The 23,651-nt window shown below is 57.0% G+C and carries 19 protein-coding genes; 6 read left to right on the top strand and 13 right to left on the bottom strand.

Annotation, left to right across the window (positions count from 1 at the left end):
* Positions 1 to 101 precede the first annotated feature (101 nt).
* From HV127_RS22380 to HV127_RS22370, 3 genes are read right to left on the bottom strand one after another with little or no spacing between them, the layout of a single operon-like run.
* Complete coding sequence (locus tag HV127_RS22380; RefSeq protein ID WP_182238892.1) at positions 102 to 1,706, bottom strand: carbohydrate porin; 1,605 nt, start codon at positions 1,704 to 1,706, stop codon at positions 102 to 104.
* A gap of 42 nt (positions 1,707 to 1,748) precedes the next feature.
* Complete coding sequence (locus tag HV127_RS22375) at positions 1,749 to 3,131, bottom strand: glycoside-pentoside-hexuronide (GPH):cation symporter (protein ID WP_182238890.1); 1,383 nt, start codon at positions 3,129 to 3,131, stop codon at positions 1,749 to 1,751.
* 25 nt (positions 3,132 to 3,156) lie between these two features.
* The gene (locus tag HV127_RS22370; RefSeq protein ID WP_182238888.1) at positions 3,157 to 4,728 is read right to left on the bottom strand and encodes a sugar hydrolase; all 1,572 of its coding nucleotides are present in this window, start codon (positions 4,726 to 4,728) and stop codon (positions 3,157 to 3,159) included.
* 203 nt (positions 4,729 to 4,931) lie between these two features.
* On the opposite strand from HV127_RS22370, the gene HV127_RS22365 reads away from it, so the two are divergent.
* Positions 4,932 to 5,756, top strand: a complete 825-nt coding sequence (locus HV127_RS22365) for a helix-turn-helix domain-containing protein (protein ID WP_182238886.1) — start codon at positions 4,932 to 4,934, stop codon at positions 5,754 to 5,756.
* 8 nt (positions 5,757 to 5,764) lie between these two features.
* On the opposite strand, the gene HV127_RS22360 is transcribed toward HV127_RS22365, so the two are convergent.
* From HV127_RS22360 to HV127_RS22345, 4 genes are all read right to left on the bottom strand, one after another.
* Positions 5,765 to 6,283: a ClbS/DfsB family four-helix bundle protein gene (locus tag HV127_RS22360; protein ID WP_182238884.1), complete on the bottom strand. Its 519-nt coding sequence runs from the start codon at positions 6,281 to 6,283 to the stop codon at positions 5,765 to 5,767.
* Between the two features lie 137 nt (positions 6,284 to 6,420).
* Positions 6,421 to 6,753 (bottom strand): DUF6616 family protein, encoded by a 333-nt coding sequence (locus tag HV127_RS22355; protein WP_139538187.1) that lies wholly within the window; start codon positions 6,751 to 6,753, stop codon positions 6,421 to 6,423.
* Positions 6,754 to 6,784: 31 nt separating this feature from the next.
* Positions 6,785 to 7,285: a MarR family transcriptional regulator gene (locus HV127_RS22350; protein WP_139538247.1), complete on the bottom strand. Its 501-nt coding sequence runs from the start codon at positions 7,283 to 7,285 to the stop codon at positions 6,785 to 6,787.
* Between the two features lie 219 nt (positions 7,286 to 7,504).
* On the bottom strand, positions 7,505 to 8,086 hold the full coding sequence (locus HV127_RS22345; protein ID WP_110274163.1) for a flavin reductase family protein: 582 nt from the start codon (positions 8,084 to 8,086) through the stop codon (positions 7,505 to 7,507).
* Positions 8,087 to 8,422: 336 nt separating this feature from the next.
* Between HV127_RS22345 and HV127_RS22340 the strand changes: the two genes are divergently transcribed.
* From HV127_RS22340 to nhoA, 4 genes are all read left to right on the top strand, one after another.
* A complete protein-coding gene (locus tag HV127_RS22340) occupies positions 8,423 to 9,127 on the top strand; it encodes an ABC transporter ATP-binding protein (RefSeq protein WP_182240774.1) in 705 nt (234 codons plus the stop codon).
* Positions 9,124 to 10,092, top strand: a complete 969-nt coding sequence (locus tag HV127_RS22335) for an ABC transporter substrate-binding protein (protein ID WP_182238882.1) — start codon at positions 9,124 to 9,126, stop codon at positions 10,090 to 10,092. The genes HV127_RS22340 and HV127_RS22335 overlap by 4 nt, the downstream gene beginning before the upstream one ends.
* 302 nt (positions 10,093 to 10,394) lie before the next feature.
* On the top strand, positions 10,395 to 12,050 hold the full coding sequence (locus tag HV127_RS22330; RefSeq protein WP_182238880.1) for an iron ABC transporter permease: 1,656 nt from the start codon (positions 10,395 to 10,397) through the stop codon (positions 12,048 to 12,050).
* Positions 12,051 to 12,126: 76 nt separating this feature from the next.
* A complete protein-coding gene (gene nhoA, locus HV127_RS22325) occupies positions 12,127 to 12,972 on the top strand; it encodes an N-hydroxyarylamine O-acetyltransferase (RefSeq protein ID WP_182238878.1) in 846 nt (281 codons plus the stop codon).
* A 139-nt stretch (positions 12,973 to 13,111) separates the two neighbouring features.
* Here the strand turns inward: nhoA and narI are convergent, their stop codons facing one another.
* From narI to HV127_RS22295, 6 genes are all read right to left on the bottom strand, one after another.
* A complete protein-coding gene (gene narI / locus HV127_RS22320; protein WP_182238875.1) occupies positions 13,112 to 13,792 on the bottom strand; it encodes a respiratory nitrate reductase subunit gamma in 681 nt (226 codons plus the stop codon).
* On the bottom strand, positions 13,789 to 14,484 hold the full coding sequence (gene narW / locus HV127_RS22315) for a nitrate reductase molybdenum cofactor assembly chaperone (protein WP_182238872.1): 696 nt from the start codon (positions 14,482 to 14,484) through the stop codon (positions 13,789 to 13,791). The genes narI and narW overlap by 4 nt, the downstream gene beginning before the upstream one ends.
* The gene (narH, locus tag HV127_RS22310) at positions 14,484 to 16,028 is read right to left on the bottom strand and encodes a nitrate reductase subunit beta (RefSeq protein ID WP_110276571.1); all 1,545 of its coding nucleotides are present in this window, start codon (positions 16,026 to 16,028) and stop codon (positions 14,484 to 14,486) included. Before narH ends, narW begins: the two co-directional genes overlap by 1 nt.
* Positions 16,025 to 19,765: a nitrate reductase subunit alpha gene (locus HV127_RS22305; protein WP_182238870.1), complete on the bottom strand. Its 3,741-nt coding sequence runs from the start codon at positions 19,763 to 19,765 to the stop codon at positions 16,025 to 16,027. The genes narH and HV127_RS22305 overlap by 4 nt, the downstream gene beginning before the upstream one ends.
* 123 nt (positions 19,766 to 19,888) lie before the next feature.
* Positions 19,889 to 21,277 carry a NarK family nitrate/nitrite MFS transporter gene (locus tag HV127_RS22300; RefSeq protein WP_182238868.1) on the bottom strand — a complete coding sequence of 463 codons (1,389 nt, stop codon included), beginning with the start codon at positions 21,275 to 21,277 and terminating at the stop codon, positions 19,889 to 19,891.
* Between the two features lie 188 nt (positions 21,278 to 21,465).
* On the bottom strand, positions 21,466 to 22,041 hold the full coding sequence (locus HV127_RS22295) for a TetR family transcriptional regulator (RefSeq protein WP_182238866.1): 576 nt from the start codon (positions 22,039 to 22,041) through the stop codon (positions 21,466 to 21,468).
* Between the two features lie 119 nt (positions 22,042 to 22,160).
* Here HV127_RS22295 and HV127_RS22290 point away from each other — a divergent pair, with 119 nt between their 5' ends.
* A complete protein-coding gene (locus HV127_RS22290) occupies positions 22,161 to 23,651 on the top strand; it encodes an MFS transporter (protein WP_182238864.1) in 1,491 nt (496 codons plus the stop codon).

Genomic DNA, 23,651 nt, shown 5'->3' with positions numbered 1-23,651 from the left:
CGCATCTGTCCGGGCTACCCGCCTTCAGCCGTCAGCGAGCCCGTAGCCCGGGCAGGCGCTTTGCGCCGCCCCCGGGAGGAAGACGGCGCCGTGCTGCTGTATCAGAACCAAATCTCCGTCTGCACGCCGAAGTTCCAGTTACCACCGGCGGTAAAGCCTTTGCTGCCGAAATCGTCGTTAATCGCGTAGCGATCAAGGTCTTTATCCCAGTTCATCCATGTCACGAAGAAACGGATCTCCGGGCGCGCTTTAATATCAAACACATCGCCCACTTTGAACGTCGGGGCGAATGTCAGCTTATAAAAATCGCCTCTCACCGCCTGGTATTGATGCACGCCGTCATAGTAACGATAGCTTCTCCCGTTTGGATTGAGGTCCATATACTGCCAGGAAGCCTCATACAGCAGGGCAAAGTTGCGGGTGATCCCCTGAGACACCCGCAGGTTGAAGGTTGCCCAATCGTAGCGGTCGCCATCGCGGTAGCGGTCTTCGCTGTGCTGGGCGATAACCGATGGTGCCAGCTCCCAGTTTTTCCCCAACGGCAAAATTCCGTATGATGCAAAGCGCAAGGATTTTGCATTCTCGGTGAGATCGCCATCGCTGCCGGGCTGACGCGCTTCGGCCCCAAGGCCACCGCCGTACTGTAAGGCGCTTTCGGATACCCCTGGCGCCAGGCCGTAGAACTGCTGCTTATCGTGATAAGCCAGCATCGCGTAATAACCGCTCTTCGCCGTATTATCGCTACGCAGGGCATAGCTACCGGTGGTCGAGGTGTTATCCTTCAGGTCATCGTTGCCCTGGGCAGTCATCGCCGTGGTCATCAACTGCCAGTTGTTCCAGAAGTGGTTCGCCGTGAACATCAGGTTCTGAATATCGTTGTCTTCGTAGTTATCGCTACCCAGATCGCCGAAGTTACGTGCATAAACCGAATAATCACCGCGCAGATGGCTGCCCCAGGCCACGTCGTTGATGCCGCCGCCGGTACCACCAAGGAACATAATGTCGCTATCGGTAAAGTGAATATCGAAGTTATCGCGGTCGAATCGCTTGCCCGCCCAGATGGAGGCGCTCTTAAACGGCCCGGAAAAATCAGCGAAGTTGCCCATTTCAACGTACAGCTGGCGTACGTTAAGGTGGTGGCTGTCGTTATCCTGCACCCAAGGGTCCGGGTTGGTCGCGCCATCGGCGAGCATGGTTTTAAAGTGCGCCCATGACCCGTCGCTGAAGGTCATTTTCTTGCCGAAACTCAACTCCACATAGTTATCTTTTTCATTGCCGAGACGGCCAACGTGGGCATCGCCGTTGAGCGAACTGGCCGGGGAGATGCCTGGACCGCCGCGCGCGCCTTTACCGTGGCTATCAACCAGCATCCCGGAACGGGCATAAGCGTTAAATTCAAAACCGTCGGTAAGGCTGGATTTCGCCAGCTGTTTGTCGGTGGCCTGCTGTTTTTGCTCGGTCGCTGCAGTGCGCCGGCTCAGGCCCTGTACCTGTTTTTCCGCTGCCGCCGCGCGCTGTTCTGCGGCGCTGGTACGTTGTTCCGCCTGCTGTGCCCGACGGCTGGCTTCTCCCGCTTCTTGCTCCGCATGATTAAGCCGGGCCTCCAGTTGCGCCAGCCGTTGTTCGATGGTGAGAGGCGCTGCACTCGCGCCCCAGGCCGAAAAAAGGGCGCAGCAAACCGCTGCGCTAATCAAAGAGATACGCATTTGAATCCTTATTTTTCCAGAAGTAGTGCGGTGTTGTACGCCTTACAGGGCGTGGTTTTCTCCAGATACCGACGACGTGTCCGACGGCGCGCGGCGTCCGGCGTCGAGGTCGGCGCGGATCTGCTCGTACTGGTCGTCCAGGCGATAGAAGCGACCAATCCACAGCATTGAGGCAACAATCAGCAGTGCCGGAATGTAGAGATAACAGGCTTTAATCGCCAGCATCGCGCTGTCGCTTTGCGCTTGGTTGGCGATATAGCCGCCGGAAGAGAGCAGCACGCCGGTAATCGCACCTGCGCCTGCCATGGCGACTTTACCGAGGAAGCCGTTGATCGAGGTTAAAATCCCGGCGGTGTTGATACCGGTTTTCCATACCCCGTAATCCACAGGATCGGCCTGCATAGAGAAGTAGATAGCCGTGCGTTGCCCTGCGCCAAGCGACAGCACGACGGCACCGGCAATCAGTCCCCAGCTATTAACGCCCGCCGCCATCATCATGCCCATCCCGATAAGGTTGATCGCGCTGGCAATCAGATAGACATGGCGTTTTTTCATGCGGCTGGCGAGCAGCGGCACGGTGAGGGTGCCGAGTAGTGGAACAAAAGTGGAGATCCCGGCAACGATCGCCGTCAGACCGTTATTGCCAACGTAGTAGTGGAAGAAGTAAACCAGCGCACCGGTCTGGAAGAAGAATGCTCCCCACATCAGGAAAATATTAATGGCGAACACAAGCCACGGACGGTTGGCGCGCAGGCTGACCCAGGCGCGTTTTAAGGTCATGCGTTCCTGAGTAATGCTGATATTTTCTTTGACGTTACGAAAACTCACCAGCAGGAAAAAGGTGGCAATCATGCCGAAAATCACGGCGGTATAGAAGAAACCGTGTTCCTGATTACCTTTGCCTAACGCGCCGACGAGGGGGAGAGTAGCGACCGCAACAATCGTCGCCCCAAGCGATCCCAGCAGAATACGCACCGCTGACAGGGTCGTGCGCTCCCGCGAGTCGTTCGTCAGAAACGGCAGCATCGCGCAGAACGGAATGTTGACGATGGTGTAGAGAAACGACAGGCACAGATAGGTGATAAACGCGTAAATCAGCTTACCGGTGGTGCCGAAATCGGGCACGTAGAAGGCCAGAATACACAACAGCCCAAAAGGCACCGCACCAATCAACAAGTACGGACGACAGCGCCCCCAGCGGGTGGTGGTGTTGTCGATAACCAGCCCCATCAGTACGTCGGCAACGCCATCTACCAGACGCGTGACGAGGAACATCAGGCCGACATAATAGGCGGGAAGGCCCATCACGTCGGTGTAAAAGAACATCAGATAAAGAGAAATCATCTGCCACACGAGGTTGCAGGAGAGGTCAGCGATGCCGTAGCCAACGCGCTGCCGCCACAGGGTAAAAGTTGTTTCTGCCATAAAATGAACTCGCTTATCGTTGTTGTTAAAGTCCGTACTGGCGAATAAACCAGGCCGGGGTACAGCTCCACGCATGGCAATAACTGTTTATCAGTTTGCTGCCATAAGGGGAAAACTCAGGGCGCGCCGGGTCAAAAATTTCCCAAAAGGTATCAGCGCCGTAATCGACCATTGCGCCCCAGTAGGCTTTGATCTGCGCAATCGCCTCCTCGCGCAGCCCGCACTGCAAGAGGGCGGCGATATAGTGGTGGCGCAGATAGGGCGTGTTCATGGCGATTACGGGGGGATTTTTCTCCAGGTTACGCATCATCTCCTGGCGCTGCTGAGGAGTACCGATTTCCGCCAGTACCAGCCAGATTTGCGAAGCCCACGAGACCTGTCGCTGCGCGCCGCTAACGTAAAAGCCTTGCTCTTGGTCCCATAGCCTATTGAGCGCTGCGGCTTTGAGCTGTTGCAGGCAGGTGTGATAGCTCGCCGCCCGTTCAGGTTCAAAACGTTCCGCCAGCCAGATCGCTCGTTGCAGGCAGTAAATCAACACTCCTTGTGCGGAAGCCTGTTTATTCAGCGACTCTTGCCAGTCGATAAATACCCACCAGTCGTCGCTGTCGCGCACAAGGCCTGAGTCATCGCAGCGGGTTAGCGCCAGATCGATCTGACGCTTAGCCGTGGGCCACAACTCGCGAGCGGTGGCAATATCCTCAGCGCTTTGCAGATAGTTGTAGAGAACATCGACAAAAAACAGTGAGTAATCAAACAGGAAGGTGTCATCAGCAATGACATCCGGCTGGACGAAAACGTTGGCCGACACCATGCCATCTTCTCGGGTATGTCCGGCGAAGAGGTACAGGCAGCGGCGCACCAGGTCGTGTCGGCAGAAAGTCACATCGTTGACCAGTGCCTGCAGGCGTAAATCGCCGAGCCACAGGCGGCGGTCGCGTTTGGGGCCGTCTTCGAAGACTTCCTGCATGCAGTTTTGCAGAGTCAGAACGGCAATCTGGTCGATCTCTCGCAGTTGCGGATCGGCGGAGATACTCGCTGGGCAAGTTTGGGTAGCCGAGGTCACGGCGTTTACCTGTATCTGGTCGAAACGCAGGCGGAATTTACTTGATACCGCTTTGACCTCGATTTTCAGGTAGCGGAAGCAGTAGCGGCGCGGCAGATCAATCTTTGCGGGCAGTACGTCAAGCCACAGATCCTGCTGCTGTAGCCAACTGCTGCTGAGCCAGCCCTGGTATTCGCTGAAGGGTTCACAGACTTCGCTGAGGGTTTCGCCAAAGGTGAGTTGCAGGTGTGCAGGGGCATCCGGCGGGCTTCCTGCGCTCTGGCAGAGCAAATGCAGGTAGCCGACATAGTGGCTGCCAAAATCGATGATGACGCTATCGCCGCTGGTCAGTTCGCGCTGATAAAAGGCCTCCAGGGTACTCACCGTTTCAGCACGCCAGCCAAATAGCGCGTGGGAGTCAGTCTGGGCTTCTATCACGGCGACAGGCGGGTGTAATTCGCTGCGCAGCGAGGGCCGGAGCACCTCGGCGGTGCGTAAAAAATCCTGGTGACGGGTCATCTTGACCTGAGAATTATGCTGAATAGCCTGTGACATACTGCGTCCTCTGTGTTTATTTGAGTGCAGCATAAGATGCCGCTGCCTGCGGCAACCACTCTGGCAATGCCAAAGCGTTTGAGAAAATGGCAATGATGGTGGGATGGGGAGGTTGGCGATCACAATTCCATAAATCTTGCTCGTGACGACCGCCAAAATGCATTATCTTGCCACTGCGCCGTATGCCGTTTTGGACTTAATAAATGATGATGTTGACCGTTGAGTATTATTTCACCCATCCGCAGGATAAGCTGGGGATGTACGCTAGTGACCCGGAAGATAATAGCCATGAGCATAGTCACGAGTTTGCCGAACTGGTGATTGTTGAAGAGGGACACGGTTTACACGTTATTAATGGTCGGCCTTTATATATTCAACAGGGCGATGTTTTTTACGTTCAGCCGGGCGATGTGCATTATTATGATGAGCTGGGGACGCTTAAGCTGATTAATGTGTTAATTAATCCGCTGGTTGAGTTTCGATATTTACAGCATCTTGATGCATTATTACATAAATTCTCGGCACAGCAGGCCTCTTGCTACGGTTGGCTGGCCCCGGATACCCGTCATATCTGCCGGGAGTTGGTTGAAAAAATATTCTCGGCTGAATGCCAGCAGGCTGAAAATAGCGCACTGCGCGAAGCTGCGTTTTTCCAGCTCGTTACCACCATTTTGCATGCGGAATCAGAAGCCGAATATAGCAATACAAAGTATAAGCTACATAAGTTGCTTACCTGGCTGCAGGAGCACTGTTTTGAAGAGCATAATTGGCAGCAATTGGCGGAGAAATTTCATCTGACCACGCGAACCGCTTTTCGCCATATTAAAGAGGCCACCGGGCTGACGCCGGATAATTATTTAAAACGCCTGCGTTTAGTTTCGGCCCGCGTAAAATTACGCGAAACCGATATGACGATTACAGAAGTAGCTTATTTATGCGGTTTCGCGAACAGTAACCACTTCACCACCTTATATAAAAAAGTGTTTGGCCTGACCCCCAGCGAAGACCGGCGTCGACTGCTGCGCTGAGACAAAGATCATTTCAACGGCACATTTTGTTCCTTTGCCCATTTGCGCAAACGACCACAGGCGTTGGCATAAGTTGACGAGGTGTTGAAGGAGATCATCCGCCCTAGCGTCCATTTGCCATACCATGGTTGGCCGTAAAGCGTGTTGTCATCCCGCGCTTCGATGCAGGCGGCAATCTGCTGTTTCGCCTGATGCAGGGCAGTAAGCAGAGCAGGGTAATTCAGCGATGGATAATCGGCATAGAACTTCTGCGCCAGCAGTCCGAGCTGGTTCCATTTAAAGCCGGTTTCCGGGAAGTCGATAGGTTGCCGGGTTTCGTCAAGAGTTACCCATTTGAGCACCAGCTCATTCCATCCCAGCAGATAGCAGACCAGATCGCGAACGCTCATCATCGTACCCTGCGCGTGACCAGCCAGGGCCTTTTCGTCCGTTTTGTCTTCGGGAATATGTGCCAGGTAATCGGCCAATTTAGCGAAGTTTTTTTCGATGGCTGCCAGTAGCTGAGCCTGGGTTTGCGGTACGCTCATAGCGAGTTCCTTTCTAAGTGACATGATTCCCCGGAGGCGATGCTGCGCATCTGTCCGGGCTACCCGTCTTCAGACGTCTGCGAACCGGTAGCCCGGGCAGGCGCTTTGCGCCGCCCCCGGGGGAAGCGCGCAGAGAATCAACCTAGCGCGCTCAGATGCTCTTCAAGACTACCGGTGTTCGCGGCGGCATTGATATGTTCAAAATAATCATACCAGCCGCTGGCGGCGATACCAGCCAACAGCGCATCGCGGGCCTGAGCGTCAGGAAAACGCCAGATCCCTAAAAAACGGTGTGGGGAAGCTTTATCGATAGCGGTATCGGTCTGGGCCAGCGTCAGGAGTTCAACGCCCCATTGCGCGAGGCCGCTCATTCCAGACTGAATGCCATTGATAAACTGCTGACGCTGCTCCACAGACAGCGCGTGCCAGGCGGGGTTAGGGGTATAAAGTTCGACTAAATAGTGGGACATAACGGATGACTCCTTTGGGTTGATATCCAGATCATGAGAGACTTTTTCCTGCCAGCGTACCGGCGGCGACTTTCGCCAACAGTTCGGATAGCTGGGTGCGTTCCTGCGCTGAGAGGTGGCTGAATAAGCCAGCAATCCAACGGCCGTGCTGGGCGAAGACGTTGCCGATTAGCTGCTTGCCCTCAGGGGTTAATGCGATGCGCATGGCCCGGCCATCAAGAGGGTCGGCATGACGCTCAATTAACTGGTCACGCTCAAGACCGTTAAGCAGCCCGGTAATGGTTGCCCGGGTGACGCCTGCTTTTTCCGCCAACACGTTGGGAGCGAGACCGTCGGTTGCGGCATCGAGCAAAAACAGCAGCACGAAACGTCCCTCGGATAATCCCCACGGAGCCAGCAGCGTTGCGCAATCGCGGTCGATGGCAGCCGCTAACGATAGAGTTTGAAAACAGAGGCGGATATTGTCGACGTCAGCAAGCTGATGACGCTCGGCCTCCTGCAGCAGCGAAAGGTATTTTTGTTCAAGTTCCATAACAGCCTTAGCCATATAGTATGGTGCCTAACTATATGATTGAAGCGATAGACGATCAAGCGAAAAATGTGGAGATTGAGGACAAGCCTGGCCTGAACGCCGAGCCTGTTTTTTTGCCGGATGGCGGCTGACGCCTTACCCGGCCCTGGACATTTCCCGGAGGCGATGCTGCGCATCTGTCCGGGCTACCGTTCTCAACAATCTGCGGGTCGGTAAGGTTTACTCTTCCGGGGTATTGGCCTGTACGTGGCGACCGCTGGCGACAAAATTTCCTGTGCCGAGATGATGCAACGTATTGATCTTATCGTCGTCGAACTGCCAGCGACCGGTGACGAACGCGCGCTCATCTGCAGCGGCTGAAACCACCTCGCCAAACAGGGTGTCGTACTGCTCCTGAGCCGCCGTTGGCGGCAGCAGGCGGCACTCCATCCACGCCAGACATTTCTCTTCGATCAGCGGCAATCCCAGCTCCGGGCCTTGCACCACCGGAATGCCGTAAGCGTTAAATTTATCCTCATCGCGCCCGCTGATGCTGCCGACCGCGTAGGTCCAGCTTGCTGCCTCCACCCCCGGGACGACGATGCCGAAGGTACCGTTGCGCTCAATAATTTCCCGCGTCCAGGCGCTTTTATCCACCACGATAGCCAGCCTTGGCGGCGCGAACTCCACCGGCATCGACCACGCGGCGGCCATGACGTTACGGCGTTGAGACTGGGCGTCATAGCTGGTTATCAGAATGGTCGGGCCATGATTAAGCAGGCGACTGGCGTACTGGAGTTCCACGTGGCGAAAACGGCTCATATGCGTTCCTTGGTAAATGGGTCTGATGCCTGACCACACGTTAATCCGCAATGAAAATGTAATCAATACGTCATACAGGCTCCCTATAGTCGGCGGCACGATACCCTAAATAATTCGAGTTGCAGGAAGGCGGCAAGTGAGCGAATCCCCTGGAGCTTACTTTGGTAAGTGACTGGGGTGAACGAATGCGGCCAACGCACATGCAACTTGAAGTATGACGGGTAAAAGTCCCAAAGAGGATCACAATATGTTAGCTCCCCTGAATTTATCTCAGGTGAGCGCGGCCCGGCGGATGTTGACCGCTGGCAGAGCATCGCTTTCCCAATGGGGAGGGCGATAATGCGCGCGCTTACCGGCATCAAACTCGACGGCGTTTCCTTCGCCTTCGGCACTCATACCGTTCTTAATCAGATCAGTCTGCATATCGACGCGGGCAGCATCGTTGCGCTGCTGGGGCCTTCGGGCTGCGGCAAAAGCACGCTGCTGCGCTTGCTCGCTGGGCTAACCGTACCTGCCCGCGGTGAAATTCACTTCGGCGATCGTCTGGTGGCGAAAACCGGCTGGGGAATGCCCCCGGAACAGCGCGATCTCGGTATGGTCTTTCAGGATTATGCTCTGTGGCCGCATATGACGGCCGCGCAGAACGTGGCTTTTCCGCTGCGTATGCGCGGTGTAGCGCGTCACCAACGGCAAAAGCGTGTCGAGGAGGCGCTGGCGATGGTCGGTCTCAACGGCTTTGCTGACCGTAAACCGTCGGGGCTTTCCGGCGGTCAGCAGCAGCGCGTCGCCCTGGCCCGCGCCATTGTGGCAGAACCCCGCGTGCTGCTGTTTGATGAGCCGCTCTCCAACCTCGACAGCGAACTGCGCGAGTCGCTATGCGTGGAGATGAGCCGCCTGCTGCGCCAGTTGGGTATTACAGCCGTCTACGTCACCCACGACCGTCGCGAAGCCGAGCTGCTGGCAGACAAGATTGTGCATTTATCTGCGGGCAGCATTGCCGCCGTCCGCGCCGTTACTTCATCCTCAGGGGAACCCGCATGAAAACCGTTATGACCATTAAGACAGGAGTTGCGCTCGCGATTATGTTATCGACCACCATGATCTCCAGCGCCCACGCGCTGACCGTATACACCGCCGGCCCGGGCTCTCTGGCGAAAAGTCTCGCCAGCGGCTATGAGAAGAAAACCGGGGTGAAGGTGAATATTTTCCAGGCCACTACCGGCAAGGTGATGGCGCGTCTTGAAGCCGAACAGGCGAACCCGCAGGCGGACGTGCTGATCTCCGCTTCCTGGGACACGGCGGAGGATTTGCATAACCGCGGCTGGCTGCTGGCGTATCAGAGCGCTAATGCCGATAGAGTTCCGGCGAATCTGAAATCCGCTGATTACGTCGCTCAGGGTATTTCGGCGCTGGGGATCGTCTGGAACACCAAAAGCGGCACCCCGGAGCCGAAAGAGTGGCGCGACCTGACCGAAGCCGCGTTCAAAGATAAAGTCACCACGCCGGACCCGGCGCTCTCCGGCGCGTCGCTGGATTTGCTGATCGGGTTACAGAATGGCATGGGTGATAAAGCCTGGGCGCTGTTTGACGAGCTGAAAAAGAACGGCATGGTGGTCAGCGGGCCGAATGCCCAGGCGGTAACGCCGGTGATGCAGGGGGCGAAAGCGGCGGTCTTCGGCGCGGTGGACTATGTTTCTTACGGCAATATTCATCAGGGCGAATCGCTGAAGGTGATTTTCCCGGCCAGCGGTACGGTTATTGCGCCGCGTCCAATGATGATCCTTAAAACCAGCCAGCATGCAGACGATGCTAAAGCTTTTGTTGACTATGTCCTGTCCCCGGAAGGTCAGACGCAGGTCGCCGATGCCTGGTTAATGCCCGCCCGTAGCGATGTTCAGGCTAAGCGTCCGCTGCTCAATGAGCTGAAAATTCTGCCGACCACCAGCGATGGCAACAGCGAACGTAGCGCGGTCCTTTCACGTTTTAATTCGCTCTTCGCGCAGTAAATCGATTTCCCCGGGTTGCGAAACGTTGCTCGGCCAAAGTAGCCCAGTCATACAGTAGCGCCTCCGGGAAGATGCAACGCTGAGGCATCAGGGGCCCGGCGCATCTCCCGGAGACGGCGCTGGCGCGCCTGTCCGGGCTACCGGATCGCAGACGGCTGTGACCCCGTAGCCCGGTCAGCGCAGCGCCACCGGGAAGACACAAAGCCGGGGCATCAGGAGCCCGGCGCATCTCCCGGAGGCGGCGCTGGCGCGCCTGTCCGGGCTATCGGATCGCAGACGGGGATCGTTTCCAGGAAACTACCGTGAAACAGAAACTTATTTCGACGGGAACGCTAACGGCGCTGCTGGTGCTGGTGGCGTTACCGCTCTTTTTTATCGTCCTACAGGCGATATTCCCCCAGTTTAGCGCCGGTTCGCTGGGCGGCGCGTTCAGCGGCGTATCGACGCTGATTGCCGACCCGCAGCTGCCGACGATGCTTGGCGGCACCCTATGGGTGGCCTGCGGCGTAGCGCTGATGAGCGTGATTATCGGTTTGCCGCTGGGCGTGCTGCGCGGATTGTTTAACTTGCCGCTGCCGCGCCTGTGGGATCTGCTATTTCTGATCCCCTTTCTTACGCCACCGTATATTGCCGCGCTGTCATGGATGCTGGTACTGCAAAGCAACGGCTATCTGCAACAGCTGACCGGCTGGGATCTGAACGATCTGCTGTTCAGCCGCAGCGGGATCGTGCTGGTGATGACCCTCAACATCTTCCCGGTGGTCTATTTTGCGGTCTCGCGCAGCCTGCTGGCGAGCGGTCAGCGACTGGCGATAGTGGCGCGGGTGCACGGAGCCAGCGCCTGGCGGGCGTTCTGGCATATCACGCTGCCGATGCTTTCTCCGGCGCTGGCGGCGGGGATGCTGCTGGCGTTTACCCTCGCCATTGAAGAGTATGGCGTTCCGGCGGCGCTCGGTTCACGGGCGGGGCTGGTGATGCTCACCGTCGGGATAGAGAAAAAGCTCGCCGACTGGCCTATCGACCTGCCGGGCGCGTCGCTGCTGTCGTTGCTGCTGATTGCGGTAGCGCTGCTGGCCTGGTGGCTGCAAAAGCGGCTGGTTGGCGATAAAGAAGTGACCAGCGTCACCGGCAAGCCGGGAGAGAATAGCGGGGCGGATTTAGGCTGGCTGACGCTTCCGGCGGTGTTGTTTATGGCGAGCATCGGCGGGTTGGCGGTGCTGCTGCCGGGGGCATCAATGGTGTTGACCAGCCTGATGGGGACGCTGTCGGGTGGTATTCATGCCGACAATTTTACCTTCAGACATTTCGATGCGCTGTTTGCCCAGCAGGGCGATGCGCTGTCAGCGTTGGGGACCAGCCTTTCGCTGGCGCTGGCTTCAGCGTTGATCGTCGGCCTGATTGGTCTTCTGGCGGCCTGGCTGGTGCTGGTGCAGAAAATCAGAGGGAGTGCGATTGTCGATGCATTATCGCTGATGCCAGCAGCGCTGCCGGGCGTGGTGGTCGGCGTTGGGCTGATTCTGCTGTGGAATCAGCCGTTCTGGCCGGTTTCTCCCTATAACACCTGGTTTATGCTGCTGCTTTCTTATTGCTGTCTGCTGCTGCCGTGGCCGGTGCGCTATGTCGGCAGCGCGCTGCGTCAACTCGGTAACAACCTTGAACCGGCGGCGCGGGTGCACGGCGCAACGCCATTGCAGGCGCTACGTTTGATCGTTCTGCCGCTGGTATTTCCGGCGCTGCTGGCGGCAATGCTGATGGTGTTTGCCGTGGCTTCCCGCGAGCTGGTGACCTCGCTGCTGCTGGCTCCGGCGGGGACGCAAACCGTGGCGGTGTTTATCTGGCGTCAGTTTGAGCAGGGCTCGGTAGGACAGGGGATGGCAATGGCTTCCCTGACGCTATTTACTGGCCTGGCTTTAATGCTCAGCGCGCTGGCGCTGATGCAGCGGGGCACGCGTGAATAAAGGCGATCGCACAAAATAGCTGGTCAGGCAGAAAAAACAGGCTATAAATGTCGGACACCGATTGCTGGAGGCATTGATGAGTCCATTTTTAAGCGCCTATTTTTCTCGTCTGGGCTGGACGGGAACCCCTGAAGTATCGATTAACACCCTGCGTGAACTGCATATCCACCATAACGGCGCGATCCCGTTTGAGAACCTGGATGTGTTGCTGCCCAGAGAGATGCATCTCGACGATCGGACGCTGGAAGATAAGTTGATTCATGGCCGTCGTGGCGGTTACTGCTTTGAGCAAAATGGTCTGCTGGAAAGAGCGCTGCGCGAGATTGGCTTTAACGTGCGCAGCCTGCTGGGACGGGTGGTGTTGGCGAACCCGCCGCATATGCCGCCGCGTACTCATCGGCTGCTGCTGGTGGAGGTCGAGGGAGAACGCTGGATTGCCGATGTCGGTTTTGGCGGTCAGACTCTGACCGCGCCGATTAAGCTGCTGGCGGATGTTGAACAAACCACGCCGCACGGTGAGTATCGCCTGATTTATGAAGGGGATGAATGGGCGCTGCAGTTCAGCCATCACGGTCACTGGCAGTCGATGTACCATTTTGATTTGGGTCGTCAGTACGCTTCTGACTACGTGATGGGCAACTTCTGGTCGGCACACTGGCCGCAGTCGCACTTTCGTCATCATCTGCTGATGTGCCGCCATTTACCGGACGGTGGCAAGATGACGTTAACCAATTTCCACTTTACCCATTGGGATAAAAACCATGTGGTCGAAAAGCTGGACTTACCGGATGTTCCGGCGCTGTACGAAGCGTTGCAAACACGTTTCGGCCTCGGTGTTGACGATGCGAAATATGGCTTTAGCGAAGCGGAGTTAGCGGCGGTGATGGCGGCGTTTGATACGCATCCGGAGGCGGGGAAGTAGGTTTTGACGTTTTACCCTCACCCTAACCCTCTCCCTGGAAGGGAGAGGGGATCGTACGGTGCGGAGTTTGAGTTCTGCGCCGGTCTGCCTTTCTCCCTCTCCCCGCATTTGGGGAGAGGGTCGGGGTGAGGGGAAAGACTCATCGCCTTGAACGTACCACCTGATAGCGGCGGGTGAAATACTCCACCGGGGCGCTCCAGACGTGAACCAGGCGGGTGAACGGAAATATCAGGAAGATGGTCATCCCCAGCACCAGATGGATACGATAAATCCACGCCACGCCGTCAAGATGCGTCGACGCGCCGCCGTGGAAAGTCACGACCGCCTGCGCCCAGTCCACCAGTTTTAGCATTTCGCTACCGTCCGGGTGCTGTGCGGAGAACGGAATGGTCGTCAGGCCGAGCGCGCACTGAATCAGCAGAATGCTTAGAATCAGGATATCAGCGGTGGTGGAGGTGGCGCGAATGCGTGGATTCGTCAGACGACGAACCAGCAGGCCGATACCGCCGACCAACGTCAGCACACCGCAAACCCCGCCAAGGATCATCGCCATCAACTGCTTCTGCGACATCGGCAGGAACCAGGAATAGACCCAGTGCGGCGTCAACATGCCGAAGAAGTGGCCGAAGAAGATCCCGAGAATGCCGATATGGAACAGGTTCGACCAAAGTACCATCCCGCGCTTATCCAGCATCTGGCTTGACGAGGCGCGCCAGGTGTACTGTCCGTAATCGTAGCGCAGCCAGCTGCCGATCAGGAAAACCGTGCCGCAGAGGTAGGGGTAGATATCGTAAAAGAAGACGTTAAGGTACTGTATCATTTCGGGCCTCCGGCACGGACGTCGACATACTGCGGTGCCACGTCCTGGCTAAAGCGTCGTTGATAAGACTGCATTGGGGAGCTGTCGCAGGCAGTGGCGTTATCTTCGATAAACTTCACCTGCTCCTCCTCCCACACTGCATCCAGCGCCTGGCGGGTATCGTCACGCTTTTCCCCCGCCACCTGTTTCGTGACACTGTCACTGTTTAACTGACTATCAGCCAGCGCCAGCAGCACATCAAACAGCCGATAGTATTCGCACTCCCTTTGCTTTAGCCGCCCGCCGAGCAGCGCCAGAATCGGCGCAACGTTCTGTAAACCCTCGCGGGCTTCGTTCTCCGGTAAGATGCTCAGATACTCCAGATACAGCGGCAGGTGGTCCGGCAGTTCGCGGCTGTTTAGCTGCAAACCGGCCTGTTCATACTGGCCCATTAAATCAACCATCGCCTGACCGCGATCGCGGGATTCGGCGTGGACGTGTTCGAACAGCAGCAGCGAAGTAGCACGCCCGCGCTCGAACACTTCGCACCATTCGGCCTGTCGGTCGAGGAGCTTCGCCGCCAGCAGCGGCCCGACGAAAGGTAGCAGCTCCGGAGCATCGGCGCTGACCAGCGTCAGCGCCTCCTCACGGTTCTCCCACAACACTTCGTCCGGATACTCCAGCAGCAGACCAATGACTTTGAGGATCTGCATTATTCTCCCTCCCCGTGTTTGCGCACGCCACCGATGTCAATGGCGTCGATGCGCCGACTGTTGAAGAGGTTGAACTTGGTATCTGACCCGTGGCAGCCATCGCCGAAGGTGAAGCCGCAGCCGTTTTTCTCCGGGAAAGCGTCTTCCGCCATTTCGCGGTGGCTGGTTGGGATCACAAAGCGGTCTTCGTAGTTGGCTATCGCCAGATAGCGGTACATGTCCTCAACTTGTTCCACGCTTAAGCCAACTTCTTCGATGGCGCGGGTATCGGTGACGCCTTCCACTGTTTGGGAGCGTTTGTAGTGGCGCATCGCCATCATGCGTTTCAGGGCACGCAGCACCGGGCCGGTATCGCCCGCACTGAGCAGATTGGCGAGGTATTGCACCGGAATACGCAGGCTTTCTACCGCCGGGAGAATGTTGCCGTTGCTCGGCAGGCCGCCCGCATCGGCGACCGACTGAATCGGTGACAGCGGTGGGACGTACCAGACCATCGGCAGAGTGCGGTATTCCGGATGCAGCGGTAGGGCCAGCTTCCAGTCCATCGCCAGCTTGTAGACCGGGGATTTCTGCGCTGCGTCAATCACGTTATGCGGAATGCCTTGCTTCAACGCCTCTTCGATCACCGCCGGGTCATGCGGATCGAGGAACACGTCGCACTGGCGCTCGTAGAGATCGGTTTCATGTTCGGTGCTGGCCGCTTCTTCGATGCGGTCCGCGTCATAAAGCAACACCCCGAGGTAACGGATGCGCCCGACGCAGGTTTCGGAGCAGACCGTCGGTTGTCCGGATTCGATACGCGGGTAGCAGAAGATGCATTTCTCCGACTTGCCGCTCTTCCAGTTAAAGTAGATTTTTTTGTACGGACAGCCGCTGATGCACAGTCGCCAGCCGCGGCATTTGTCCTGGTCGATCAGTACGATACCGTCTTCTTCACGCTTGTAGATAGCGCCGCTCGGGCAGGTGGCGACACAGCTTGGGTTGAGACAGTGTTCGCACAGACGCGGGAGATACATCATGAAGGTGTTTTCGAACTGACCGTACATCTCCTTTTGCATTGCGGCAAAGTTCTGGTCGTGGGCACGCTTTTCAAACTCGCCGCCGAGCAGTTCTTCCCAGTTCGGGCCCCATTCAATCTTGTTCATACGCTGGCCACTGATCAGCGAACGCGGGCGGGCGGTGGGCAGATGTTTACCTTCTGCCGCGTTGTGCAGATGTTGGTAGTCGTAGGTGAACGGTTCGTAATAGTCGTCAATGCCCGGAATCAGCGGGTTGGCAAAGATTTTAGACAGTACGCCGACACGGTTGCCGAGGCGCGGAGTGAGCTTGCCGGTAATGCTGCGAACCCAGCCTCCTTGCCACGCCTCCTGATCTTCCCAGTTCTTCGGATAGCCGATACCCGGTTTGGTTTCCACGTTGTTAAACCATGCGTATTCCATCCCTTCACGGCTGCTCCAGACGTTTTTACAGGTGACCGAGCAGGTGTGGCAGCCAATGCATTTGTCGAGATTGAGAACCATGCCGACCTGTGAGCGTATTTTCATTTTTTCGCCTCCTGAACCTGATCGCGACCTTCGTCATCCAGCCAGTCAATATTTTTCATTTTGCGGATCATGATGAACTCATCGCGGTTGGAGCCGACGGTGCCGTAGTAGTTAAAACCGTAGGCCAGTTGGGCATAGCCGCCGATCATATGCGTCGGTTTCGGACACACGCGGGTGACCGAGTTATGGATCCCGCCGCGCCGACCGGTGACTTCCGAGCCCGGAATATTCATCAGGCGTTCCTGAGCGTGATACATCATGGTCATGCCCGGCGGTACGCGCTGGCTGACCACCGCACGGGCGGTGAGCGCACCGTTGGCGTTAAAGGCTTCAATCCAGTCGTTATCCTCAATGCCCAGCTCTTTGGCGTCGGTTTCGCTAAGCCACACAATCGGCCCGCCGCGCGACAGGGTCAGCATCAGCAGGTTTTCACTGTAGGTGGAGTGGATGCCCCATTTCTGGTGCGGCGTCAGGAAGTTAAGCGCTTTCTCCGGGAATCCGTTAGGGGGGATCTCCTTCATATGGCTGACGCTGCGGGTGTCGATTGGCGGGCGATAGGCCACCAGGCTTTCACCAAAGGCGCGCATCCAGGGGTGATCCTGATATAGCTGTTGGCGACCGGACAGCGTACGCCAGGGGATCAGTTCATGGACGTTGGTATAGCTGGCGTTATATGAAACGTGTTCGCTTTCCAGGCCTGACCAGGTCGGGCTGGAGATAATCTTGCGCGGCTGGGCCTGAATATCGCGAAAGCGGATTTTTTCATCCTCTTTATTCAGCGCCAGATGGGTATGTTCACGCCCGGTAAATTCGCCGAGCGCCTGCCAGGCTTTTACCGCCACCTGACCGTTGGTTTCCGGGGCGAGGGAGAGGATCACCTCCGAGGCGTCAATGGCGCTATCAATGCGCGGACGGCCTTTTGCCGGGCCATCAAGTTTGACGTAGTTAAGCTTGCCGAGGAAATCGACCTCGCTCTGGGTGTTCCACGAAATGCCTTTGCCGCCGTTGCCCAGCTTGTCGAGCAGCGGGCCGAGAGAGGTGAAACGCTCGTAAGTGGCCGGATAGTCACGCTCAACGACGGCAATCGACGGGGCGGTTTTACCGGGGATTAAATCGCATTCGCCCTTGCGCCAGTCGAGCACGTCAAAGGGTTGCGACAGCTCCGCCGGGGAGTCGTGCTGCAGCGGCACCAGCACCACATCGGTCTCTTTGTCGAGATGACCGACGCAGACTTCGGAGAAGGTTTTGGCGATATCCTTATAGATTTCCCAGTCGCTTTTCGCCTCCCACGCAGGGTCAACGGCGGCGGAGAGCGGGTGGATAAACGGATGCATATCCGAGGTGTTCATATCGTCTTTTTCGTACCAGGTGGCGGTCGGCAGAACGATATCGGAGAACAGGCAGGTGCTGGACATGCGGAAATCAAGGGTCACCAGCAGGTCGAGCTTGCCCTCGATGGCGGCAGTTTGCCACTCCACCTCTTCGGGCTTCACGTCATCGGTCGCACCTAGCTCATCGCCCTGAATCCCGCTGTCGGTACCCAGCAGATATTTAAGCATGTACTCGTGGCCCTTGCCGGAGGAACCCAGCAGGTTGGAGCGCCAGATAAACAGGTTACGTGGGTGGTTCTTGCCGTTATCCGGCTGCTCGCAGGCAAAGCGGATATCGCCGGACTTCAGCGCCTGAGCGGTAAAGTCGGCCGGGGAAAGACCTGCGGCGGCGGCCTGCTGTTTGATGGTGAGCGGATTGACGCCCAGCTGCGGCGCAGAGGGGAGCCAGCCCATACGCTCGGCGCGCACGTTAAAGTCGATCAAGTGACCGCTAAATTTACTGGCGTCCGCCAGCGGCGACAGCAGCTCCTGAGCGGTAAGTTTTTCATAGCGCCACTGGCAGGCGTGATTGTAGAAATAGGAGGTGCTGTTCATCTGGCGCGGCGGGCGGTTCCAGTCGAGGGCGAACGCCAGCGGTAGCCAGCCGGTTTGCGGGCGCAGCTTCTCCTGGCCGACGTAGTGCGACCAGCCGCCGCCGCTCTGACCAACGCAGCCGCAGAACACCAGCATATTGATCATCCCGCGGTAGTTCATATCCATGTGATACCAGTGGTTGACACCGGCTCCGAGGATAATCATCGACCGACCGTGGGTTTTATGTGCGGTATCGGCGAATTCCAGGGCGATCTGCTCGATATGCTGGCGTGGAACGCCAGTGATCTGTTCGGCCCACGCCGGGGTATAGGCTTTCACTTCAGCAAAATCTTTTGCCGCGTTGGCGTCCTCTAAGCCGCGATCGAGTCCGTAGTTGGCGAGGATCAGGTCATAAACGCTCACTACCAGGCCGGTTTCGCCATTGGCCAGCGGCAGCTCTTTGACCGGGAGCTGATGAATCGTCACTGGATCTTGTTTGACGCTACGAAAGTGCGGATTTTCGTTGCCGCCGAAGTAGGGAAAACCAACCGAAACGACGCTATCGTGGCTTTCCAGCAGCGACAACGTTAATTCTGTTTCTTGCCCGGCAGCCCGCTGCTCAAGGTTCCATTTACCTTTTTCACCCCAGCGGAAGCCAATTGAACCGTTAGGCGCGACCAGCTCGCCTGCGCTGTTATACGCCACGGTTTTCCATTCCGGATTGTTGCTTTCGCCCAGCCCGTCAACCAGATCGGAGGCCCGTACCATACGCCCCGGCACGTAGCTACCATCTTCGCGCGGGTCGAGCATCACCAGCATCGGCATATCGGTATAGGTGCGGCAATAGTTGAGGAAGTAATCGCTGGGGTTATCAAGGTGAAACGCTTTAAGGATCACGTGGCCCATCGCCATCGCCAGCGCGCTGTCGGTACCCTGTTTTGGGGCCAGCCACTGATCGCAAAGCTTGGCGACTTCCGAATAATCCGGGGTAATGGCGATGGTTTTCGTGCCCTTGTAACGGACTTCGGTAAAGAAGTGGGCGTCCGGCGTGCGAGTCTGCGGAACGTTGGAACCCCAGGCGATAATGTAGCTGGAGTTGTACCAGTCGGCGGATTCCGGGACATCGGTTTGCTCGCCCCAGGTCATTGGCGATGCGGGAGGCAGATCGCAATACCAGTCGTAGAAGCTCAGGCAGGTACCGCCAAGCAGCGACAGGTAACGGGTACCGGCGGCGTAAGAGACCATCGACATCGCCGGGATCGGCGAGAAGCCAGCGACGCGGTCCGGGCCGTAGTTTTTAATCGTCCAGACGTTGGCGGCGGCAATCAGCTGGTTCAGTTCTTTCCAACTGGAGCGGATAAAACCCCCTTTACCGCGCACCTGTTTGTAGCTGAGGGTTTTGACCGGGTCCTGCATGATGCTGTCCCAGGCCATCACCGGATCCGGATGCTGAGCCAGCGCCTCGCGCCATAGCTCGATCAGCCGCTTGCGCGCCAGCGGATACTTCAGGCGGTTAGCGCTGTAAAGATACCAGGAGTAGCTTGCGCCGCGCGGACAACCACGGGGTTCGTGGTTGGGCAGGTCAGGGCGGGTGCGCGGGTAGTCGGTTTGCTGGGTTTCCCAGGTGACCAGCCCGTTCTTAACGTAAATCTTCCAGCTGCATGAGCCCGTACAGTTCACACCGTGCGTTGAGCGGACAATCTTGTCGAACTGCCAGCGCTGACGGTAGCTATCTTCCCAGTCGCGGTTGGTGTTGTACACCTGACCATGACCGTTGGCAAAGGTCTCGCCTTTCTGCTTAAAGTAGCGAAAGCGATCCAGTAGTTTACTCATGACATTTCTCCTGCTTCGATAATGTACGGCATCGTGCCATTGCCGGATGGCTTATCCGGCCTACAAGACCGTTCGATCCCGTAGGCCGGATAAGGCGTTAGCCGCCATCCGGCAAATTTCTCGTTATTTTTTTGCCGGTGTGCGTCGGCCATAGACCAACCACGTCACCAGCACACACACGACGTAGAAGACAAAGAACACTTTCATGGCCCCGACCGGCGAGCCGGTCATCGCCAACGACGTACCGAAGGCTTTCGGGATAAAGAAGCCGCCAATCGCGCCGATGGCCGAGATAAACCCGAGCGCCGCCGCGGTATCGGTCACCGCTTCATGCTGGGCCTGTTCGTCGCTGCCGCCGCGCTTCTTAACGCTCTCGATAGTGATCTGACGGAAAATTACGGCGATCATCTGGAAGGTGGAGCCGCTGCCGAGACCGGCGGTCAGAAACAACCCCATAAACACCACGTAAAAGGCGAGGAAGCTGCCGGAACCGGAGCCAGGCAGGGTGAGGAACAGCAGGCCGGTAAATAGCGCCATCAGGATAAAGTTGATCAGGGTGACCCGGACGCCGCCGAGACGGTCGGAGATAATGCCGCCGAATGAACGCGCCAGCGCGCCGATGAACGGCCCGAAGAAGGCCAGCTTGAGGATGTTGACGTCCGGGAACTGCGTTTTCGCCAGCATCGCAAAACCGGCGGAAAAGCCGATAAAAGAACCAAACGTCGCCAGATATAACAGGCTTAACAGCCACATATGCGGGCGCTTCAGGACCGGGAGCTGATCGCGAACCGAAGCCTTTGAGCTGGCGATATCGTTCATGCCCACCCAGGCAGCAATGGTGGCGATGACCAGCAGTGGTACCCAGACAATAGCCGCGTTGCTTAGCGCGAGGATGGAGCCATCTTCCTGGGGAACCCCGTGAACGCCGAGGAACGCGAATATCGGCAGGAAGATCACTGCCGGAGCAATCATCTGCATCACGCTGACGCCGAGGTTGCCGAGCCCGCCGTTCACCCCCAGCGCGCTGCCCTGTTTGGCTTTGGGAAAGAAAAAGCTGATATTTCCCATGCTGGAAGCAAAGTTGGCACCAGCAAAACCGCACAGCAGGGCAATGGTGATAAATACCCAAAATGGAGTAGCGGTATTTTGAATAGCAATTCCCAGCCAGATGCAGGGCACCACCAGAATAATCGTGCTTAATACTGTCCAGTAGCGCCCGCCAAATATAGGCACCATAAAGGAGTAGGGTACGCGTAATATTGCTCCGGAAAGTGAAGGCAGGGCGGTTAATAAAAAGAGTTGATCGGTGGTGAAATTAAATCCGACTTTATTGAGATTGACCGCGACGGCACTAAATAGCATCCACACGCAAAAGGCGAGTAGCAGGCAAGCCACAGAAATGCAAAGATTCCTCCGCGCTATTTTCTTTCCCTTATTTTCCCAGAATGCCGCGTTTTCTGGCTTCCACTTTTTTAAAAGGTAATGATTCTTCTTCTCATTTTCTGTCGACATATTGCCCTCGAATGAACAGTATTCAGTGAAAAGAATAAATAAGTAAAAACAGTAAATTAAGAAAATACTGTATGCAGAGGTGGTTTTTTTATCCGTTGTAATGATTGAAGAATAGATAAGAAAAGCGCGTCATAAGGAGACGCGCGAATAATCGGGGGGGATTATTTGTTACAGAATGTAACGCTGAATTAAAATAACTCCATCGATATATAATAGTTTATATAACGGTTGAAGGTGGCATCATCAATTTCCTGCATCCCCAACGCGTAAATACCATCGAGGCCGCAGACCAGGGCGATCAGCCGCCAGGCGATACTTTCCGCGTTGTCCTTGGGCTGAAACTCACCCGCCTCGATTCCGCCCAGGATAATCTTCAGCGTCTCTTCATGCCACATGCTCATGGTTAACAGGTATGCGCCTTTGATATCGCTGTCGCTGTCGGCCAGCAGCTGTGCTTCGCGCCATAAGCGAATATAGGGCTCAAGCCTGCCGTCATCGCTCCCGACCATTGAAAACAGGCGCTCGCGCCAGCTGGCATCATTGCTGACCAGCGGCATATCGAGCATTTCTCGGATCAGGCGCACAAAGGTATGGGCTTTTAACTCGCCAGTGGAAGTGAAGTGGTGATGCAACTGCCCGGCGGCAACGCCAGCCTCAGCCGCTATCTGGCGGACGGTCATCGCGCCCAGTCCGCCTCTTAGCGCCACGCGCATGGCTGCCAGAACAATGACTTCCCGACGCGCATCGCGATTTAAATAGCTCATAACGTTCCGTGACCCCTGTTTTTTTGGCGATAGTAACAAAAAGTTGGACACTCGTTCAACATTGCGGCAGGATCGCCATCCTGGACAAATGTCCAATTTCAACATTGAGGAAAAGTAGTATGTCTCGGCAATGGTTGACGCTGATGGCGATTTTGTTGGTTTATATTCCGGTGGCGATTGACGCCACGGTACTGCATGTGGCTGCGCCGACGCTAAGCGTGGCGCTGGGAACCAGCGGCAATGAGCTGCTGTGGATTATTGATATCTATTCGCTGGTGATGGCCGGTATGGTGCTGCCGATGGGCGCGCTGGGCGATAAAATCGGCTTCAAACGGCTGCTGCTACTCGGTAGCGGTATTTTTGGCGCGGCATCGCTGGCGGCGGCGTTTTCACCCACGGCAGCGACGCTCATTGCTTCCCGCGCGCTGTTAGCGGTAGGGGCCGCGATGATCGTCCCGGCAACGCTCGCCGGGATCCGTAGCACCTTCTCGGAAGCCCGCCATCGTAACATGGCGCTCGGCCTGTGGGCGGCGGTCGGCTCCGGCGGTGCGGCATTTGGCCCGCTGGTTGGCGGCATGCTGCTGGAGCATTTCTATTGGGGCTCGGTATTCCTGATCAACGTACCGATCGTGCTGGTGGTGATGGCGATTAATGCCAAAGTGGTCCCACGCCAGCCCGCGCGGCGCGAACAGCCGCTCAATTTATTCCAGGCGTTGACCCTTATTGCCGCCATATTGATGCTGGTATTTAGCGCCAAAACGGCGCTGAAAGGGCAAATGGCGCTGTGGATAACCGGGCTGGTGGCGATTGCTGGCGCAGCGATGCTGACATGGTTTGTGCGTAAGCAGCTCTCGGCGGCACGCCCGATGGTCGATATGCGTCTGTTTACCCACCGCATTATTTTAAGTGGTGTGATGATGGCGATGACGGCGCTGATCACCCTGGTCGGTTTCGAGCTGCTAATGGCGCAGGAACTCCAGTTTGTGCATAACAAAACGCCTTTTGAGGCCGGGCTATTTATGCTGCCAGTGATGGTAGCCAGCGGGTTTAGCGGGCCGATTGCCGGGATGCTGGTGTCACGATTAGGGCTGCGCGAGGTGGCGACCGGCGGCATGTTGTTGAGCGCCCTGAGCTTCCTCGGCCTGTCGATGACCGATTTCAGCACTCAGCAGTGGCAGGCCTGGGGGCTGATGACGCTACTGGGCTTCAGCGTCGCCAGCGCGCTGCTCGCCTCCAGCTCAGCGATTATGGCTGCCGCGCCGAAGGAGAAAGCCGCAGCGGCAGGAGCCATTGAAACCATGGCCTACGAGCTGGGTGCAGGCCTGGGGATTGCGCTATTTGGCCTGATCCTGACTCGTAGCTACACGTCGTCAATTATTCTGCCGATGGGTGTGGAAGGCGCGGCGGCAGAGCAGGCGTCATCATCGATTAGCGAGGCGATTAAGCTGGCGCAGTCGATGCCCGCCATTCCGGCGCAAAGTCTGATCGAGGCGGCGAAGACGGCGTTTATCAGCTCGCACAGCATCGTGCTGGCGACGGCCGGCGTCCTGCTTTTACTGCTGACGGCAGGTATCTGGCGCAGCCTGGCGAAAGCGCCGGAGCTAAATTAA

The sequence above is a fragment of the Klebsiella sp. RHBSTW-00215 genome (assembly GCF_014103785.1).
Lineage (GTDB): Bacteria > Pseudomonadota > Gammaproteobacteria > Enterobacterales > Enterobacteriaceae > Klebsiella.
Note: the sequence above shows the minus strand (reverse complement) of the source record. Positions and strands in the feature narration are given on the sequence as shown.

Bases quoted from the DNA above. Each gene is read 5' to 3' on its own strand.
- HV127_RS22380 (WP_182238892.1), bottom strand. From the start codon at position 1,706: ATGCGTATCTCTTTGATTAGCGCAGCGGTTTGCTGCGCCCTTTTTTCG.
- HV127_RS22375 (WP_182238890.1), bottom strand. From the start codon at position 3,131: ATGGCAGAAACAACTTTTACCCTGTGGCGGCAGCGCGTTGGCTACGGC.
- HV127_RS22370 (WP_182238888.1), bottom strand. From the start codon at position 4,728: ATGTCACAGGCTATTCAGCATAATTCTCAGGTCAAGATGACCCGTCAC.
- HV127_RS22365 (WP_182238886.1), top strand. From the start codon at position 4,932: ATGATGATGTTGACCGTTGAGTATTATTTCACCCATCCGCAGGATAAG.
- HV127_RS22360 (WP_182238884.1), bottom strand. From the start codon at position 6,283: ATGAGCGTACCGCAAACCCAGGCTCAGCTACTGGCAGCCATCGAAAAA.
- HV127_RS22355 (WP_139538187.1), bottom strand. From the start codon at position 6,753: ATGTCCCACTATTTAGTCGAACTTTATACCCCTAACCCCGCCTGGCAC.
- HV127_RS22350 (WP_139538247.1), bottom strand. From the start codon at position 7,285: ATGGAACTTGAACAAAAATACCTTTCGCTGCTGCAGGAGGCCGAGCGT.
- HV127_RS22345 (WP_110274163.1), bottom strand. From the start codon at position 8,086: ATGAGCCGTTTTCGCCACGTGGAACTCCAGTACGCCAGTCGCCTGCTT.
- HV127_RS22335 (WP_182238882.1), top strand. From the start codon at position 9,124: ATGAAAACCGTTATGACCATTAAGACAGGAGTTGCGCTCGCGATTATG.
- nhoA (WP_182238878.1), top strand. From the start codon at position 12,127: ATGAGTCCATTTTTAAGCGCCTATTTTTCTCGTCTGGGCTGGACGGGA.
- narI (WP_182238875.1), bottom strand. From the start codon at position 13,792: ATGATACAGTACCTTAACGTCTTCTTTTACGATATCTACCCCTACCTC.
- narW (WP_182238872.1), bottom strand. From the start codon at position 14,484: ATGCAGATCCTCAAAGTCATTGGTCTGCTGCTGGAGTATCCGGACGAA.
- narH (WP_110276571.1), bottom strand. From the start codon at position 16,028: ATGAAAATACGCTCACAGGTCGGCATGGTTCTCAATCTCGACAAATGC.
- HV127_RS22305 (WP_182238870.1), bottom strand. From the start codon at position 19,765: ATGAGTAAACTACTGGATCGCTTTCGCTACTTTAAGCAGAAAGGCGAG.
- HV127_RS22300 (WP_182238868.1), bottom strand. From the start codon at position 21,277: ATGTCGACAGAAAATGAGAAGAAGAATCATTACCTTTTAAAAAAGTGG.
- HV127_RS22295 (WP_182238866.1), bottom strand. From the start codon at position 22,041: ATGAGCTATTTAAATCGCGATGCGCGTCGGGAAGTCATTGTTCTGGCA.
- HV127_RS22290 (WP_182238864.1), top strand. From the start codon at position 22,161: ATGTCTCGGCAATGGTTGACGCTGATGGCGATTTTGTTGGTTTATATT.